The organism is Thermonema lapsum, from assembly GCF_011761635.1.
Lineage (GTDB): Bacteria > Bacteroidota > Bacteroidia > Cytophagales > Thermonemataceae > Thermonema > Thermonema lapsum.
Window position 1 is genome coordinate 513817 of the sequence record NZ_JAASRN010000001.1, and the last position, 17601, is coordinate 531417.

16 protein-coding genes and 1 CRISPR repeat array are annotated in these 17601 nt (G+C 47.5%); of the genes, 8 read left to right on the forward strand and 8 right to left on the reverse strand.

The window, feature by feature from the left end:
- The first annotated feature begins 21 nt into the window (after nucleotides 1–21).
- A complete protein-coding gene (locus FHS56_RS02195; protein WP_166918243.1) occupies nucleotides 22–252 on the forward strand; it encodes a hypothetical protein in 231 nt (76 codons plus the stop codon).
- Here FHS56_RS02195 and FHS56_RS02200 read toward each other — a convergent pair.
- A complete protein-coding gene (locus tag FHS56_RS02200; protein WP_166918244.1) occupies nucleotides 249–791 on the reverse strand; it encodes a GNAT family N-acetyltransferase in 543 nt (180 codons plus the stop codon). The two genes, FHS56_RS02195 and FHS56_RS02200, sit on opposite strands and share 4 nt — an antisense overlap.
- 143 nt (nucleotides 792–934) lie before the next feature.
- Here FHS56_RS02200 and argS point away from each other — a divergent pair, with 143 nt between their 5' ends.
- From argS to FHS56_RS11970, 5 genes are all read left to right on the forward strand, one after another.
- On the forward strand, nucleotides 935–2743 hold the full coding sequence (argS, locus tag FHS56_RS02205) for an arginine--tRNA ligase (protein WP_243844128.1): 1809 nt from the start codon (nucleotides 935–937) through the stop codon (nucleotides 2741–2743).
- A gap of 12 nt (nucleotides 2744–2755) precedes the next feature.
- On the forward strand, nucleotides 2756–3331 hold the full coding sequence (locus FHS56_RS02210; RefSeq protein ID WP_166918245.1) for a glutathione peroxidase: 576 nt from the start codon (nucleotides 2756–2758) through the stop codon (nucleotides 3329–3331).
- A gap of 87 nt (nucleotides 3332–3418) precedes the next feature.
- Entirely contained in the window at nucleotides 3419–4333 is a 915-nt protein-coding gene (menA, locus tag FHS56_RS02215) for a 1,4-dihydroxy-2-naphthoate octaprenyltransferase (protein ID WP_166918246.1), read from the forward strand.
- Nucleotides 4294–4692: a hypothetical protein gene (locus FHS56_RS02220; protein WP_166918247.1), complete on the forward strand. Its 399-nt coding sequence runs from the start codon at nucleotides 4294–4296 to the stop codon at nucleotides 4690–4692. The genes menA and FHS56_RS02220 overlap by 40 nt, the downstream gene beginning before the upstream one ends.
- A gap of 113 nt (nucleotides 4693–4805) precedes the next feature.
- Complete coding sequence (locus FHS56_RS11970) at nucleotides 4806–4940, forward strand: hypothetical protein (RefSeq protein WP_262886439.1); 135 nt, start codon at nucleotides 4806–4808, stop codon at nucleotides 4938–4940.
- A 174-nt stretch (nucleotides 4941–5114) separates the two neighbouring features.
- Here the strand turns inward: FHS56_RS11970 and FHS56_RS02225 are convergent, their stop codons facing one another.
- From FHS56_RS02225 to FHS56_RS02240, 4 genes are all read right to left on the reverse strand, one after another.
- Complete coding sequence (locus tag FHS56_RS02225; protein ID WP_166918248.1) at nucleotides 5115–6005, reverse strand: sterol desaturase family protein; 891 nt, start codon at nucleotides 6003–6005, stop codon at nucleotides 5115–5117.
- A gap of 63 nt (nucleotides 6006–6068) precedes the next feature.
- Nucleotides 6069–7178, reverse strand: a complete 1110-nt coding sequence (locus tag FHS56_RS02230) for a hypothetical protein (protein WP_166918249.1) — start codon at nucleotides 7176–7178, stop codon at nucleotides 6069–6071.
- Nucleotides 7175–7579, reverse strand: coding sequence for a hypothetical protein (locus tag FHS56_RS02235; protein WP_166918250.1), 405 nt, complete (start codon nucleotides 7577–7579; stop codon nucleotides 7175–7177). The genes FHS56_RS02230 and FHS56_RS02235 overlap by 4 nt, the downstream gene beginning before the upstream one ends.
- Before the next feature lie 162 nt (nucleotides 7580–7741).
- Nucleotides 7742–10192: direct repeats of the CRISPR family, unit length 30 nt; unit sequence ATTTCAATTCCACATTGGTGCGATTAAAAC.
- Nucleotides 10193–10437: 245 nt separating this feature from the next.
- A complete protein-coding gene (locus tag FHS56_RS02240; protein ID WP_166918251.1) occupies nucleotides 10438–10755 on the reverse strand; it encodes a hypothetical protein in 318 nt (105 codons plus the stop codon).
- Nucleotides 10756–10808: 53 nt separating this feature from the next.
- On the opposite strand from FHS56_RS02240, the gene FHS56_RS02245 reads away from it, so the two are divergent.
- A complete protein-coding gene (locus FHS56_RS02245; RefSeq protein WP_166918252.1) occupies nucleotides 10809–12431 on the forward strand; it encodes a hypothetical protein in 1623 nt (540 codons plus the stop codon).
- A gap of 24 nt (nucleotides 12432–12455) precedes the next feature.
- The gene (locus tag FHS56_RS02250) at nucleotides 12456–13094 is read left to right on the forward strand and encodes an LbetaH domain-containing protein (RefSeq protein WP_166918253.1); all 639 of its coding nucleotides are present in this window, start codon (nucleotides 12456–12458) and stop codon (nucleotides 13092–13094) included.
- Between the two features lie 67 nt (nucleotides 13095–13161).
- On the opposite strand, the gene FHS56_RS02255 is transcribed toward FHS56_RS02250, so the two are convergent.
- Genes FHS56_RS02255 through scpA form a run of 3 tightly spaced genes read right to left on the reverse strand, consistent with a single transcriptional unit; the run spans nucleotide 13162 to nucleotide 17601 of the window.
- Nucleotides 13162–14466, reverse strand: a complete 1305-nt coding sequence (locus FHS56_RS02255; RefSeq protein ID WP_166918254.1) for a NupC/NupG family nucleoside CNT transporter — start codon at nucleotides 14464–14466, stop codon at nucleotides 13162–13164.
- A 50-nt stretch (nucleotides 14467–14516) separates the two neighbouring features.
- A complete protein-coding gene (locus FHS56_RS02260; protein WP_166918255.1) occupies nucleotides 14517–15449 on the reverse strand; it encodes a hypothetical protein in 933 nt (310 codons plus the stop codon).
- Nucleotides 15442–17601 (reverse strand): methylmalonyl-CoA mutase, encoded by a 2160-nt coding sequence (gene scpA / locus FHS56_RS02265; RefSeq protein WP_166918256.1) that lies wholly within the window; start codon nucleotides 17599–17601, stop codon nucleotides 15442–15444. The genes FHS56_RS02260 and scpA overlap by 8 nt, the downstream gene beginning before the upstream one ends.

The window sequence follows — 17601 nt, forward strand, 5'->3', positions numbered from 1 at the left end:
AAGAGACTTAAATTCTTCCTTATGCAGGAAAAGCGTCCTTTCCGCCTTTTGGCACAGCTTTATCTTCATCAAGAGCAACTGGAGCGCTGTGATACTATGATGCTACGTCGCCTCCTTTTCTCAAAAGAACAGCAACAAAAATATCGGCAACAGGCAGTTCAAATGCAAAATGAATATTTGCGCAGACAAATGAACAGTCTGCTGCAGCTCATAGAAGAAGTAGAACGATGTTGTTTGAAGAATACTTTTTAAACCCCATTTCCAGTAACCGGTTCATATACCATCAAGTAGTCAAAATAGGTCTTTGTTCCTAAACGAAAAGGATGAGTACCTACTGTACGAAATCCTATTTTCTCATAAAAGCGAATGGCACGCCCGTTGTTGCGCCATGTAATTAGCCACAATTGTTTGTAACCTTCCTTCAAAGCGAAAAAAAGGGCTGCTTGCCATAAGCGTATAGCTATGCCCTTTCCCTGCCAATCGGGCGATACGTAGAACTTGTCCAAACATACCTGCCGCGAGTCGAACTTGTTATTGGGAGCAATGCCCTTTCGCAACAACACATAACCGGCTGCCTGCCCACCGGTGTGGGCAATCCACCCTTCATAACGGGAGTCGCTTGCCCACTGCTTAAGTTGCTCCTTGTGAAAATGTCGCTGTATGTACGCCTCAATGTCTGCTTCCGGGAAGGCAGGCACATAAGTAGCCCGGTAAGTATCCACACAAAGGCGCTGCCAACTATGGAGCAGGAGGTCGTCCGTCAGACAGGTTTTTAAAGAAACTACTTCCATCCTAATTCTTTTTTATTTAGTTGCGTCTTGCTGTATCCTACCAAAGCATGGAGCTTGTAGCAGACGGCAGAAAAACACAAGTTTTTTATTCATTCCAAAGGCATATTTTCTAATTTTGCTCGATTGAAAAAAATAAGGACTCAATGCAAATTAAGAGAATGAACGTACAAGCACAATTAGAAAAAGCAATAGGCACGGCTATTCACGAGCTGTTTGATACCGAAGCGGCTGTGAGTCTTCAACCTACGCGTAAAGAGTTCAAAGGAACCTATACCTTTGTTACTTTTCCCCTTACCAAAACTCTGCGACGTAAACCCGAAGAGATAGCCCAAGCCATTGGCGAGTGGCTGCAAAACCACAGTCCGCTCGTACGTGCGTTCAATGTAGTGAAGGGTTTTTTGAACATAGAACTCACCCACGAAGCATTTGTAAACGCCCTGCAGGACTACAGCCAGTGGCTGGCTGACTTTCCCAAGCATACGCGCCACAGCAAACAAGAAAAAGTGGTGGTCGAGTACTCGTCGCCCAACACCAACAAACCCCTTCACTTGGGGCACCTGCGCAACAACTTCCTGGGCTACTCCATGGCTGCCATCCTCGAAGCCACCGGTTATGATGTGCACAAAACACAAATCATCAACGACCGTGGCATACACATATGCAAGTCCATGCTTGCCTATCAACGTTTTGGCAAAGGCGAGACCCCCGAAAGCAGCGGCATCAAAGGCGACCACCTCGTAGGACATTATTATGTGGTATTTGAAAAACACTACCGCGAGCAGGTAAAAGCACTCATGGAGCAAGGCATGAGCCAAGAAGAAGCCGAGAAAGAAGCTCCACTCATGAAAGAGGCACAAGAGATGCTGCGCCAATGGGAAGCCGGCAATCCCCAAGTGCGTGCCCTCTGGCAGAAAATGAACCAGTGGGTACTTGACGGCTTCGAAGAAACCTACCGCAAAATAGGCGTTCGCTTCGACTCGGTTGATTATGAATCGGATACTTACCTACTGGGTAAAGACATCGTAGAAGAGGGGTTGCAGAAGGGCATCTTCTATAAAAAAGAAGACGGCTCAATATGGGTAGACCTCACCGAAGAGGGGTTGGACCACAAACTGCTGCTGCGTGGCGACGGCACCTCCGTCTATATCACCCAAGACCTGGGCACCGCCGAAAAACGCTACCAAGAACACCACATGCAGCGTATGATTTATGTGGTAGGCAACGAGCAAGACTATCACTTCAAAGTACTCTTTTCCATCTTAAAACGACTGGGGCGCCCCTATGCCGACGGGCTCTTCCACCTGTCGTATGGTATGGTGGATTTACCTTCCGGAAAAATGAAATCGCGCGAGGGCACCGTCGTCGATGCCGACGACCTCATAGCCGAAGTCATCGACATCGCCCGCCAAATCACCGAAGAGAAGCTGAAAAACAATGACATGCTCGACAGCTTCTCTCCCGAAGAACTAAATAAACTCTATGAAATCATTGGCTTGGGTGCACTCAAGTATTTCCTTGTGCGGGTAGACCCCAAAAAACGCATGCTCTTCAACCCGCAAGAGTCTATAGACTTCGAAGGTGATGCGGCTCCTTTCATACAATATACCCACGCCCGCATCTGTTCGGTATTGCGCAAAGCCGCCGACAATGCAATGGAAGCCGCCTTCCCCAAAAGCTATGTCCTGAGCGAGCAAGAAGAGCAACTGGTGTTCACGCTCACGCAATTTACCGATAAGCTGGAAGAAGCAGCCCGCACCTATGCCCCCTCGGTAGTAGCGCAATATCTTTACGAGCTCACCCGCCTCTATAACTCTTTCTATGCGCATCATTCCATACTGAAAGCCGAAACAAAGGAGGCTGCAGGTTTTCGTTTAGCAATTTCGCAAGCCACCGCGCAAACCATTTGCAAGGGAATGCAGTTATTAGGAATAGAAGTACCCGAACGCATGTAAAACAACACACCTATGGCAAAGATACTCAGTCTTTTATTTATCTTCTTGGCTGCCTGTTGGGGCGCCACCACCATCAAATCTAAACCGCAAGAAGCCATGAACCAAGCCAAAAGTTCTTTTTATGATTTAGAAGCCACCACCATCGATGGCAAGCCTTTTAAGTTTTCGCAGTTAAAAGGCAAAAAGGTGCTCATCGTGAACACTGCCTCGAAGTGTGGCTATACGCCGCAGTACAAAGACCTGCAGGCTTTCCACGAAAAATATGGCGACAAGGTAGTCTTATTGGGCTTCCCCTGTAACCAATTCGGAGGGCAAGAACCGGGAAGCGAAGCAGAAATTGCTGCCTTCTGCCAAAAGAACTATGGGGTTACCTTCCAGATGTTCTCGAAAGTAAACGTAAAAAAAGGGGAAGGACAACACCCCGTCTATTACTGGCTGACGCACAAAGAAGAAAACGGCTGGAATGAGCAAGAACCTACTTGGAACTTCTGCAAATATCTCATCAACGAAAACGGTGAACTGGTCAAGTTCTTCGGTTCGGCAGTCAACCCCATGGACAAAGAATTGCTGGCTGCTGTCAACCAATAAAAACACTGCTCTTTTGCATCAAACAGAGGCACAAGATTATCTTTGTGCCTCTGTTTTTTTATGCGGCTTAAAAACGGTTTTATGTTTATGAAACAATGGCGCGTATGGCTACAAGCAGCTCGCTTACGTACCCTTCCACTGGCATCGGCAGGCATACTCACCGGCAGCGCCTTGGCTGCACAGGCAGGTGCTTTTCGCCTCAATATCTTCATTTGGGCATGGCTCACTGCCCTACTGCTGCAAATACTTTCCAACTTTGCCAATGACTTAGGCGACGCCCAGCACGGCGCCGACTCTGCTCACCGCCAAGGACCAACGCGAGCCGTACAAAGCGGGGCAATCAGCCATCGAGCGATGTGGCGGGCAATTTTCTTCACGGGAGGGGGCAGCCTGCTGACTGGCACCTACCTTTTATATCTTGCTTTTTTTAGTGGTTCCGTTCCCAATTACAAGGCTTTTACCATACTGCTGCTTATAGGCGTGTTGGCTATCTTGGCAGCCATCGGCTACACCATAGGCAAACGCCCCTACGGCTATTGGGGCTTGGGTGACCTGAGTGTCTGGCTTTTCTTTGGTCTCATTGCTGTGGCAGGCAGCTACTTTCTCTATACCGGACAATTGACCGCAGCCGTATGGGGGGCAGCTGCCGCCATCGGCTTCTGGTCGGTGGGTGTGCTCAACCTCAACAACATGCGCGACATAGAAAGCGACCGCTTGGCAGGAAAACGCTCCTTGCCCGTACGCATGGGATACCAAGCTGCCCGTTACTACCACGCCTTCTTGGTTATTGCCGGCATGTTGGCGCTTTTATTCACTGCAAACATACTGTTTCATCAAAGACAACAGTTTGTATTTTTGCTTACTTACCCTTTGTTTGTTATTCACCTGAAAAAAGTATGGAATACAGCGGAGCCGCCACAACTGGACCCTCTACTCAAACAGTTGGCATTAAGTACTTTCTTTTGCTCGGTACTCTTCGCCGCTGCTGCTTTTTGGGGCTGATGCTCCTCTCGCTGCAGGCGTGTCTCATCCCTTTGCGCCAAGAAAACCCCTATCCTATTCCCGTATATTTTAAAGGAGAGAGGGCTGGCATGCCTTACCGCATTATTGAAATAGTGGAGTTAAGCGACACCCGCCCACACAATGCCAACCGCGGCATCAGAGACGAACTGCTCGAGCAATACGGGCAAATGCCCAAAGGATACAACTTGACCGAAAAGGAAATATTGATTTACCAACTGGCAGAGAAAGCGCGCCGCTTAGGTGCTGATGCGCTTGTAGAGGTAGAATATACCCTTTTTGTGAATAAACAATATTACGGATACAAAATTTCAGGCTATGCCGTCAAAGTGGCAAACTAATTTTTTGCATCTCTTGTTGCAATTTTACGTACAATTTCCTACATTGGAGGTTGCATTTAACACAAAGTTAACATTTCCTTAACAAAAAAGTAACAAAAAACGAGCAGGTGGCTATGAAGACACTGTATGAGAAACGCTACAAGTACAGCTTAGACCAAGTAGTTTGGGGAAAAGCCAAAAAGAAAGACCGCCCATTGCTGATGGCTATCTTGTTGCTGATGCTTCTGCTGGCAGCATGGTTGAGTTGATGTTTGTAATACAAGCTCTCTTTCATGTAAGAGAGCTTTTTTATTAGAGATGCTGAGCTGTTTTGCTTAATTTGTTTTCCCGTCTTCTCCTCACGATAATCAGCTTTGCTTAAGCAATAAAAAAAGAGAGCGGCGCCGCTCTCTTTCTGTCAAGGAACCTGCTTTCTGAAGACCTCAGTGAGAGCTAACGAACTTCGACTCGTCGGCTTCCTGTTGGTCATGGCGCCAACCCGGGTGCCCAAACACATAGCGCCATTTGCTTTTCCAGTCGGGGGCATGAGCCACATCCTGTGCTATTGCTTGAAACTCGTGCAACAGGATGGTTGGCACCGTTTGCTTTTTCAGGTTTTTGGTCAAACCGTAGCGCACTTCCTCTTTTTCTTCGGCAAAGGTGCCAAACAAGCGGTCCCAGAGGATAAGCACTGCGCCATAATTTTTGTCTATATACTCGGGGTTGCTGCCATGATGCACGCGGTGATGCGAGGGCGTATTAAAAATAAACTCAATCACGGGATGCAGCTTGCCGATGGTTTTGGTATGGATAAACATTTGATAGTAAAAACCGATTTCGTCAATCAATACAATCATGAGGGGGTCAAAACCCAAAATGGCTAAGGGTGCCCAAAACAAAAAGCGGTAAAAGAAATGAATAAAGTTGCCGCGAATGGCAGTAGAGAAATTGAACAGCTCTGACGAGTGATGCGCTACATGCGTAGCCCAGAAAAAGCGGCTTTCATGCCCCAAGCGGTGGTACCAGTAAAAAGTAACATCGTTGAGTAAAAACAAAAGCAAAATGCTCCACCATGCATCGGCAGGGATGTCGAACAAAGCATACTGTTGATGCAAATAAGCAAAGAAAGCAAGTGTAACGCCCTTAATAAAAATTTTCACAAAAGAGGTGATAGCGCCCAGCATCAGGTTGTTAAAAGTATCTTGGGTGCTATATAATTTCAGGTTCTTGCGAACTGCAATGATAATCTCTATGATTATGAGTATGATGTAGGAAACAGCAGCTGCGGTCTTTGCCGTGCCGCCATCCAGTATGTGCCAGAAAAGGCTTTCCATAAGCTCCTGTTTTTTTGTTTGCGACAAATCTAAGATAAAAAAGCCATCTACTACTGATGATTGTCATTGTTTTTGTCTATAAGCATTTATTTTCAAAAATCGTACAAACTGCCGCAACCCCGACAGACTGTCAAAGAAGAAAGGATAACACCATACGTAAGTATGTAACCACCACCCCACCCCCAAAAATAGATAATTGGCAAGGTGAAACAAAAAGCCAGTAAAAATAAAAAACAAACGGCTTTTGGGGTGCAATACCCCTACAAAAGCAAGCTGCCAAAGCAACACAAGCACAGAAGCAGCCTCGAGAAGCAAGTCGGGCGAAGCTGCCAAAGCACGCCCTGTAGCTTGTCCATGCACCAGCAAAAAAGTACGCAAATGGTTGGCATTCCACCAAGCACTCCCCCCCAGCAGTAGCTTCTCCATACCCGCTTGCACATAGCAAAAAGCGATGGCTACCTGCATATACAATAAAGGCGTTGCACTGCAGAAAGAAAAGCCTTTTTTTTGTGCCCTCCAGCATGCGACTTCCCACCAAGGCATCAGCAGGCACACATACGTGAAAGGCGCAAAGGTATGGTCCAGCTTACCAAAACTATACAAGTAGGCTTGCAACACCAAAAACAAAGAGGCAGGCAAAAAACTCCCTCTACCCAAGTACAAAGCGCGTAGGGCGGTCAATATCATCACACCCCACAGCGACCACAGCCAAGGCAAAGAAAAGGCGGGCAAGAAATGCACGAACCCCAAGGGTTCAAAGAAAGCTACAAAGAAAGAGAGATTATAGAAAAGGTAGCACCAGTCATAGGTATATAACAGCAGCACAAAAGCAAAGTAACGTACAAAATAGCCCACCTCTGACAAAGGAATAATCCTGCAAAAAGCACGCTGCCCCCTTCTTTGCCAAGCCTCCCATATAGCAATGGCTGTAATCACCAAGCCAGCACGCAAAACGATTTGGTCGGCTAAGAAAAGAAAATACGAGGCATCGAAACGATGGCGCTCTATGGCAAAACGAGGATAAAAAACAGCAACCCAGTAGGATACTATATTCGCTTCACCTGTCCATAAAAATGCCTGCACCTGCGGACGCAGCCACCATCCATACATACCCCCCAAGGCAAGCAAAACCGACAAAACCCATAAGCTATTTTTCAGGTATGTAGTTTTCATGGTTTTGTCCATTGAGCCACCACCAACGAATCGAGGCATTGCCCCTGCCTAAAGCGCTTTTCTACCAGCAAACTTGCTATGGGCAGTTCTTTTTTCTTCTGACGATACACTTCCATGAGCATTGCCAAGAAAGCATCGCCCTGTTTGGTGATGTTGGCTTTCCTTGCCCGGTAATAAAAAAAACTTTCATCCAAGCCTATCTCTCCCGTTGAAAGCAATTGCCATGATTGCCGCTGCCGATAACACACATACCATTCGTAGCGTTCGGTGTAAGCAGCCCGCGACACAGGGGTAGCAAACATAGCAAAGCGAAAAAAAGGATACACATCCCGCATCAACACGAAAGGCAAGAAGTAAAGCATCCAAAAAAGCCACCGTTTCTTGGGCAGAAAAGCACGCATAGCACAAAAGCATTGAAGGCAAAAGCAAATTAGCTAAAATCATGTAAAGAAGAAGGAAGAGGTAGCAATAGCGGCGGGCATCTGATAAAAAAAACCAGAAGAAACCACAGGGGCTTCTTCCGGCAAATGCTACTCATTTCAATTTTTTCAATTCCACATTTTTTTTCAATTCCACATTGGTGCGATAACAACCATTAGGCAGAGCATTACGAAACGCAGCGGTTAGCGAGCCCGTCGAGCCATTTCAATTCCACATTGGTGCGATAACAACCATTAGGCAGAGCATTACGAAACGCAGCGGTTAGCGAGCCCGTCGAGCCATTTCAATTCCACATTGGTGCGATAACAACCATTAGGCAGAGCATTACGAAACGCAGCGGTTAGCGAGCTTGCCGAGCCATTTCAATTCCACATTGGTGCGATTAAAACGAGTTAAGAGATCAGTGGGGCGCACCAAGCCCCAGAAGCATTTCAATTCCACATTGGTGCGATTAAAACTGCATGCTTTCTAAATAAGTAACGTTCACGAAATCATTTCAATTCCACATTGGTGCGATTAAAACGGCTTTTTGATGTCAAAAGTTGCTGCAGTAGCTAATTTCAATTCCACATTGGTGCGATTAAAACTGCTTTGACGAAAAGCAAATGTTTTGGATACGCAATTTCAATTCCACATTGGTGCGATTAAAACGGTTTGGGTTAGAGCAAGGCTTAGATGTATCGTTGTATGCATTTCAATTCCACATTGGTGCGATGGCAACCATTAGACAGAGCATTACGAAACGCAGTGGTTAGCGAGCTTGTCGAGCCATTTCAATTCCACATTGGTGCGATTAAAACTTATGACGCATCACATGATAGCGACCTGACAGAAGATTTCAATTCCACATTGGTGCGATTAAAACGAGGGGGCGGGGCTGTTTTCCCTGTGGCTGGAAACACATTTCAATTCCACATTGGTGCGATTAAAACATTGCTATCTTTGAGTTAAACAAAAACAAAAGGTAATTTCAATTCCACATTGGTGCGATTAAAACCATTTTAAACGAGCCAAAGGCGGTTAAAGAGAACCAGATTTCAATTCCACATTGGTGCGATTAAAACCGCCTGATGTGTACCGACTACCATCTATTTCATTCATTTCAATTCCACATTGGTGCGATTAAAACTATGTAAGCACCACCGCGCGCAGGCGCTCGCTTGCGCGATTTCAATTCCACATTGGTGCGATTAAAACCACGTGGTGAGCGGCGTATCGGCAAGCGATTTGCAATTTCAATTCCACATTGGTGCGATTAAAACTCATTGTGAAATGTCGTGCTCTTCAGTCAGTCATATTTCAATTCCACATTGGTGCGATTAAAACTCTTAGAGCAGTTAGCAAAACAAATGGGTCTGGACATTAATTTCAATTCCACATTGGTGCGATTAAAACTATTCGGAGGCAGGAAATAGCGACACGATACGAGAATTTCAATTCCACATTGGTGCGATTAAAACTTCGGGGGGGTTTGGCGTGTCTTGCCAATCCCCGAGATTTCAATTCCACATTGGTGCGATTAAAACCTTGTATGAATTATTGTGTTTAATGATGTTAACAATTTCAATTCCACATTGGTGCGATTAAAACCAATTTCCGCACAAAATTTAGTCTTGCGTCTAACCAGATTTCAATTCCACATTGGTGCGATTAAAACTCAAGTGTTACATCTTTCATGTTTTTGAAGAGTAGCATTTCAATTCCACATTGGTGCGATTAAAACTTTCGCCGCATCACCGGTTTTAGCGTACTTGAAGCATTTCAATTCCACATTGGTGCGATTAAAACTATTCTTGCAGCGTGTCTAAATTGATTACGTGCGAATTTCAATTCCACATTGGTGCGATTAAAACATGAATAGCATCGAAAGATATCGGTACGCAAACGCAAATTTCAATTCCACATTGGTGCGATTAAAACCCGCTTATTTCGTCTACCTTTGCCTCCAGCTCCTGAAATTTCAATTCCACATTGGTGCGATTAAAACCTCCTGCGTGGTGGTCAAAGACTTTATTTTCGCTATTTCAATTCCACATTGGTGCGATTAAAACGCAAATAAAGCAAATAGACGCCGAAAAGTATAAAAATTTCAATTCCACATTGGTGCGATTAAAACAGTACGCACAAAGTTTGATAGCGCAGGGTTTGAAATTTCAATTCCACATTGGTGCGATTAAAACCGAGCAGCGAGTTTTAACAGAAAAAAGGACGCCTTAATTTCAATTCCACATTGGTGCGATTAAAACCTAAGGCATGTTTGGTTTGAGAGCTATGACGACGATTTCAATTCCACATTGGTGCGATTAAAACAGTACTCCATTAGAAAATAGTCCACCGTATCAGATATTTCAATTCCACATTGGTGCGATTAAAACTGGATGCGTTTGGACGGAAAGTGCTGGAAAAGCAGTAATTTCAATTCCACATTGGTGCGATTAAAACTATTGGCGCTTGCACGTATCTACCCGCGCAGCAGATTTCAATTCCACATTGGTGCGATTAAAACGCCCGTCGCCGCTACCCATCGTGCACCCCAACATCTCATTTCAATTCCACATTGGTGCGATTAAAACTCGTGGTAAATATAGAGGAAATATGCGAATAAGTCAAGCGTAAGCGGTATTTTTTTTCTGAAAGAAATGTAAAAAGTCGTCGAACGGCAATAGTGTAATTTTGCCTGGAGTTCGACGACTTTGGTTAATTCGTTGATAGTCAGCTATTTACCTGCTGTTTTTTCTGAAAAGCACTCGCGATTCTGTGCTTTTTTCTTCCCAAAAGAAGGCGATCGACGACTTGAATTTGTTTAAGATGTTGATAATCAGCTTTTTAGTTCTATATAGGTATTTTCGCTGTCGAAGTCGTCGTTGCGCTGGGCACGCAGGCGCTTGGCTTCTTTCAGCTCAAAAGCTGGCTGCTCGAAGCGGTAAACCACGCTGCCGTTGCTTTGTGCTATGGCTTCGCCGTGCCAGTCCACAATGAGCTCTTTCATTACCTTGCGGGCTACTGCCCGTGGCGCCCAGCCCAAGAAAATATCGGCATGTGCCCAAAAGCCGCTTGCTATGCTACGAAAGACCCAAGCAAGCAGAAAAGGGCAACTTTGGCTTGGCAGGCATGACCAAAAGCCTGCACAGGGCATCAGCGCCCAATGGCTTTCTTCAATTTCATATCTTGCATCTTAAACCAAAGCTTATGCAGAAGCTACTCGGGAAAAGGCTATGCTTGGCAGGGGGCATTTTTATCCTCCTCTTGCTACTGCTTCAGAGCTGTACTTATGAGCAATTGATAGGATGGATTTCTGAACATTATGCCCTCTCACACACACAAAGCCAGAAGCTGCAAGAACTGTTTCCAGCTTGGCGCTGGCATGCTGTGCGCTTTGTTGTGGCAAGCTGCCCGGCACTGCTTTATCTCTTATTGCCGCGTGTATGGCAAAATAGTTTGCTATTGATAAAAGAAACAAACTTTGAACTTAAAAGTATTTTATTTTTTTACCAACAAAACACAACTGCCCGCTACACCTTAGCCGTAACTTCTTTGGGCATAGGCATATGGTATGCCTTTCAGACGGCGCGCTTTCCCCTGCCCCATATAGATGAAGCTTTTGGGTATGTGCACCTTATCCGGCGGGGAGTGCTTGTGTGTATGTCCTACTATCCGGGACCCAACCACCATGTACTCTACTACCTGCTGGCTGCCTGCTTCGATAAACTGCTCCCCGCTTTTTGGGCTATCAAACTGCCTACCTTGCTGGCAACCGTTGCCCTCCACGCGCTGTTGATGGACACCGCCCTGCGCAAGCTGCGCTTGCCCGCAGCCACGGCTACTTTGCTGGCGGTAGGTTTTCACAGCATAGAAGGGCTTGCCGTGTATGCTACTTTGGGACGTGGCTACCTGCTGCAATGCTTTTGGTTGATGTTGGCTTTGCGTACACTTCCTGCTCTTGAGGCTTCAGCACTTGCACGCCGCCTGTTCCTTATTGCGCAAGGTATGGCATTCTACACTTTGCCCACGCATCTTTACGCCTACTTTGCTTTGGCAGTGGCTTGTGGGTGGTCATACGGCTTCCAAAAGCGATGGGTCTGGGGCTTACATTTGCAGATACTATGCCTCACGGCTCTTTTGTATCTGCCCTTCGTACTCACGCAAGGGGTGTTTTTCTGGCAATCGCCTTTTATTGCTTCTGTATCGCATACGGAATGGCTCCGCCTCTTTCCTAACTACCTCTGGTCGGTGCTGCTCTTTCTTTTTAAAAATGCGTTCATAACCATCCTGTGGCTGAGCATAGGAATGATATACATGATTACATTGAGCTTCAAAGTTATTTCTTTGAAAGAAGAAGACTGCGCAGCGCTCTGCCTTATAGGCATCCCTTGGGCAATGGCTGCCCTGCAGGGCTTCATGCCTCCGACGCGTGTGTGGCTTTTTCTTGCCTTGCCTTTCTGGTGGATGCTTGCCCGCCTCAGCACCTATAAATGGCAGTTGTGCCTGCTGTATGCTTTGCTTGCCTTGTGGCTACAGCTGCACAACGCATGGACTTTCCGCAAGTCATGGGCAAATTACTTTGCTCTACACGAAGCCATAGCGGCAATTCCGGCAGAGACTCGCTGCATAGAGACCCGCGACGACTGGGTATATACCACTTTGCTTTACCAAAAGCACACGAAACAGATGCCCGCGCAAGTTGCCTACCCTCCTCAACAAGCGCCCTGCCCAACTCCTGCCCTTTGCCTCATGCCTCGGGACAAATCAACCATCGATGGCAGCCGTCTTGTGTATGCCAATGCATACTTTGCAGTCTATGAGAAAAATTAAGACCTTTGCCTGCAAAAAAGACTTATGGAGAATCCTGTAATCATATTTGGCGCCGGCAACTTGGGTGCACTCGCCTTGGACATCTTCAACAGCAACGACATTGTCGTATATTGTTTTCTGGATGAAGACAAAAGCCTGCACAATACCGAAATCAACTATGTAGCGGTCATGGGGCACCCCGATGACCACGGCTTTTTGAAGCTCATAGGTGCCAAATGCGAAGCCTTCGTTGCAGAAGACGATTTGGCTAAACGCAAAGCACGCATCCAGATGCTGCGTGAACGGCGCAAGGTAGTGCCTGTCAATGCTATTCATCGCTTGGCGGTGCTGAGCAGCCCTTTAGAGCTGGGCTATGGCAATTTAGTAGCTGCCGGTGCTATACTCAATACCTTTGCCAAGATGGGTAGCTATAACATTGTTCATGCGGGGGCAGTAATTGACCACCATGCCCACTTGCATGACCACGTAGAAGTAGGTGCTGGCGCGGTGGTAGGGCACCACGCCGAAATAGCTTCTGGTGTGTATGTGGGTGCCGGTGCCACCATTGCGCCTAAGGTAAAAATAGGCGAAGGGGCACAGATAGCGCCAGGCAGTGTGGTGCTGCGCGATGTAAAAGAAGGTGCTATGGTATTTGGGAACCCTGCCCAAGAAGTGAAAGCCTAAGCAACCCAAAGCGGCAAGTGATGAAACACCTGCCGCTTTGGTTTTTTTCTTTTGAAAAGAATCCCGCTTAACCGGCAATAGCACCGGCAATGGTAGCCGTCATAAAACAAGCCAAGCTGGCACCCAAAAGGGCACGCATACCCAAACGAGATAAATCACTTTGACGAGCAGGAGCCATCCCCCCTATGCCTCCAATTTGGATGGCTATAGAGCTAAAATTGGAAAAACCACACAGGGCATAAGTAGCAATGAGCAAAGCGCGCTCGCTGAGTTTGTCTTTCACAGCTGCCAATTCCACGTAGGCTACGAATTCGTTTATAGCTGTTTTTTGTCCTATAAGACTGCCTACCAACAAAGATTCATTCCAATCTACCCCCATCAAGAAAGCCAAGGGGCGCCCTATTTGCCCTAAGAGGTACTCAAGCGAAAGTCCTGGGAACAACTGATGGGTGGACTGAGCAATGGCATCATTTATGCCCAGCCAAGCGCCCACCTGTCCTAAGGCTGCATTGAGCAGGGCAATCACAGCAATAAAAGCCAACAACATGCCTCCTACATTCAGTGCCAGTTTGAGCCCGTCGGCAGCACCGTTCGACATGGCATCGATAAGGTTCACGCCAATGCTTTCTTTGGACACCTCCAGCTTCTGATTTACCTTTTCGGGCTCCAGCTCGGGATACAGTATTTTAGCCATGACGATGGCAGCTGGAGCGCTCATGATAGAAGCACTCAGCAAATGAGCGGCAAAGCGGGCTTGGTCGGCAGGGTTATCGCCCCCCAAAAACGAAACATAAGCACCCAATACCCCACCAGCGATGGTTGCCATGCCGCCGGTCATCAAACACATCAACTCCGACATGGTCATCTTCTCCACGAAGGGCTTCACCAAAAGCGGTGCTTCGGTTTGTCCTAAAAATATATTACCAGCAGCCGCAAGACTTTCGGGACCAGAAAGCCCCATGGTACGCTTCATCACCCAAGCGATGCCATAAACGATTTTTTGCAAAATGCCCAAATAATAAAGTGCTGCCGAAACCGTAGAAAAAAAAATGATGGTAGGCAGCACTTGAAAAGCAAAGATAAAACCCAAGGAGTGTCGAGTACCCGGCATACTGTCGCTGTTTTTTGCCAGGTCGCCAAAGATAAATTCGGCGCCCTTCAAAGAGAAGTTCAGAAAGGTTACAAAGGCTTCACTGACCGCTTTAAACATGAGCGCTACCCATTCGACCCGCAATATCATGAAGGCAAAAAACACTTGCAGTAAAACGCCGATGATGACCAAGCGCCAATTGATAGCTTTTCTGTCTTTAGAAAAAGGAACGGCTAATGCCAAAAGTACGATAATACCAATCAATCCTTTGATATACTCCATGAGTTCATTATTTCGCAACGCACAAAACTACAATATGACTTTTAAAATTGCTAATCTTCTGGCGGAACGGTCTGCCTTTCTACAGGCTCGTAGCGGCATTTTCTGCGCACTTCGAGCTTCCACTCCACCCCGTTCCAGAGCAACTGCTCATAGAGCACAGGGCGCTCTGGCGTTTCATACTCATATCGATACAGGTGCTTGCCTGTTTGTCTGAATATATTTCGTCCCGGGTTAATGATGGAATCCGTTTGTATGATTTCGCTCAACAAGCCTTTGGCATCGTAGGCAAAACGACGACGCAGCAGGGCATAGGCAGTAGGCAAATAAGGGTCCAGCTCTATTTCTTCGGTTAAACGCGCATAGTCATCGAAAAGCCAATACAGCTGCTTTTCACCTTTTTGCATAAGCCATATTTCTTCTTTTTGTTTTTTGGGCAAGTCTGTGAGGGGTTCTTCCGAAGGTAAATATTCGTACCATGCCGCTTGTTGCGGCGGGCAGGGCAATGCCACGAAGTAAGAAGTAGAGAGGATTTGCTTGTCTCGGATTTTCAACAGTGTGGCTTCTACCAATGAAAAAGGTGTAGCTGGCGGCAACGAAAGATAACGGAAGTGCAGACGGCGCCCACTGTATCCCTGATTATCGTGGTAGATGTCGATACTCTGGAGGTGGTTCAAGGAATCATAATGGAAAAAAATATGCTGATTGTGCGCACGCAGGCGCCCTGCCCCATCATAGCCCAGAAGGTACTCTTCCACAAGCGTGTCGCCCTGCGGGGCATGTGTGGTGAGGCAGCGACAGCGAAGCCATCGCTTGACAGACTGCAACTGCTGAGCACGGGGCTGCTCCATCAGGCGCGGCGCTGGCGAAAAGTACTCTTCGCCATAGTTTATGGCTAAAATAAAGAGCATAAGCCCCACCATGCCGACACTGATGCGCCATAGATAGGACTTATACTCTTTGAGCAGGCTGAACAAATCATGCATCGGCTTGCTCTTGCTCTATGTCAGCCAATAGGATTTCCAGAATGCGCTGAGCCGCCACGGCAATGATGGTGCCGGGTCCAAAGACGGCTGTGGCACCGGCTTTATACAAGAAGTCAAAGTCTTGTGGCGGAATGACCCCGCCCACGACCACAAGGATATCGTCACGTCCTATTTTTTTCAGCTCTTCGATGAGTTGTGGTACCAAGGTTTTGTGTCCACCGGCAAGGCTCGACACGCCCACCACGTGCACGTCATTTTCGGCGGCTTGCCGCGCCACCTCTTCGGGGGTTTGGAAGAGAGGTCCTACATCCACATCGAACCCCAAGTCGGCAAAGCTGGTCGCAATGACCTTAGCACCGCGGTCGTGCCCGTCCTGTCCCATTTTGGCAATCATAATGCGGGGACGCCGCCCTTCCAATTCCGCAAAACGGTCTGCCATTTGCTGTGCTGTTCGGAAGTGCTCATCGTCGGATACTTCGGCGGCATAGATGCCCGAGATGGAACGAATCATGGCTTTGTAGCGTCCAAAGACTTTTTCTAAGGCGTAGGATATTTCGCCCAAAGTGGCACGGCGGCGGGCAGCTTCTACGGCTCGCTCGAGCAAATTGCCTTTGCCGGTTTGGGCACAGCGTGTAAGTGATTCCAGCGCTTGTTGCACGGCGGCTTCGTCGCGTTGGGTTTTTACTTGCTGGATACGCTCAATTTGCTTTTGCCGCACCAGGGTGTTGTCCACCTCTAAAATCTCTATGTCGGGCTCTTCTTCCACTCTGAATTTATTCACGCCCAATATAATGTCTTTACCCGCGTCTATGCGTGCTTGTTTTTTGGCAGCGGCTTCTTCTATACGCATCTTGGGCAAGCCGGTCTCTATGGCTTTGGTCATGCCCCCCAAGGCTTCTATTTCGCGTATGTGCGCCCATGCCCGCCGGCACAAGTCCATGGTGAGTGCTTCTATGTAATAGCTGCCACCGAAGGGGTCTACACTGCACGTAATGTCGGTTTCGAGTTGAAGCAGCAACTGCGTGTTGCGTGCGATGCGTGCCGAAAAGTCGGTAGGCAAAGCGATGGCTTCATCCAGCGAGTTGGTGTGCAGCGACTGGGTATGCCCCAGCGCAGCAGCCAACGCTTCGATGCAGGTGCGCGCCACGTTGTTGAAAGGGTCTTGGGCAGTGAGGCTCCAGCCCGAGGTTTGGCAATGGGTGCGCAATGCCATCGACTTGGGATTCTGCGGGTTGAACTGCTTGACGATGGTTGCCCACAGCAAGCGCCCGGCACGCATCTTGGCTATCTCCATGAAGTGGTTCATGCCAATTGCCCAAAAGAAAGAAAGACGCGGGGCGAAATCGTCGATGTTCAGCCCTGCTTTCAGACCGGTACGTATGTACTCCAAACCATCGGCTAAGGTATAAGCCAGCTCGAGGTCGGCGGTGGCACCTGCTTCCTGCATGTGGTAGCCGCTGATGCTGATGGAGTTGAATTTGGGCATATACTTTGCCGTGTAAGCAAAGACATCGCCTATGATGCGCATGCTTGCTTCGGGCGGGTAAATGTAGGTATTGCGCACCATAAACTCTTTGAGGATGTCGTTTTGTATAGTGCCCGACAGTTTCTCTTGGCTTACGCCCTGCTCCTCGGCTGCCACAATATAAAACGCCATAATAGGCAAGACGGCGCCGTTCATGGTCATAGAAACTGACATCTGGTCTAAAGGAATGCCGTCGAATAGAATCTTCATATCTTCGACGGTATCTATTGCCACGCCGGCTTTGCCTACGTCGCCTACCACACGGGGATGGTCAGAGTCATAGCCGCGGTGGGTGGGCAAGTCGAAGGCAACAGACAAGCCTTTTTGCCCAGCAGCCAGATTACGACGATAAAAAGCATTGGATTCTTCGGCGGTAGAAAAACCAGCATACTGCCGAATAGTCCAAGGAGATTGAACATACATGCTTGGATAAGGACCGCGCAGATAAGGGGGCGCCCCCGCAATAAAATGCCGGTTAGGCAAAGAAGCTATGTCGTCAAGTGCATAAATTGATTTTATATGGATGCCTTCGGCTGTTTTCCACTTTTGGGAAGAGGGCGTTTCTGTTGTTTGCTCATCGTCGAGAAAATCCCAATTCCATGCATCATCCGGTAAAATACGCTCCAT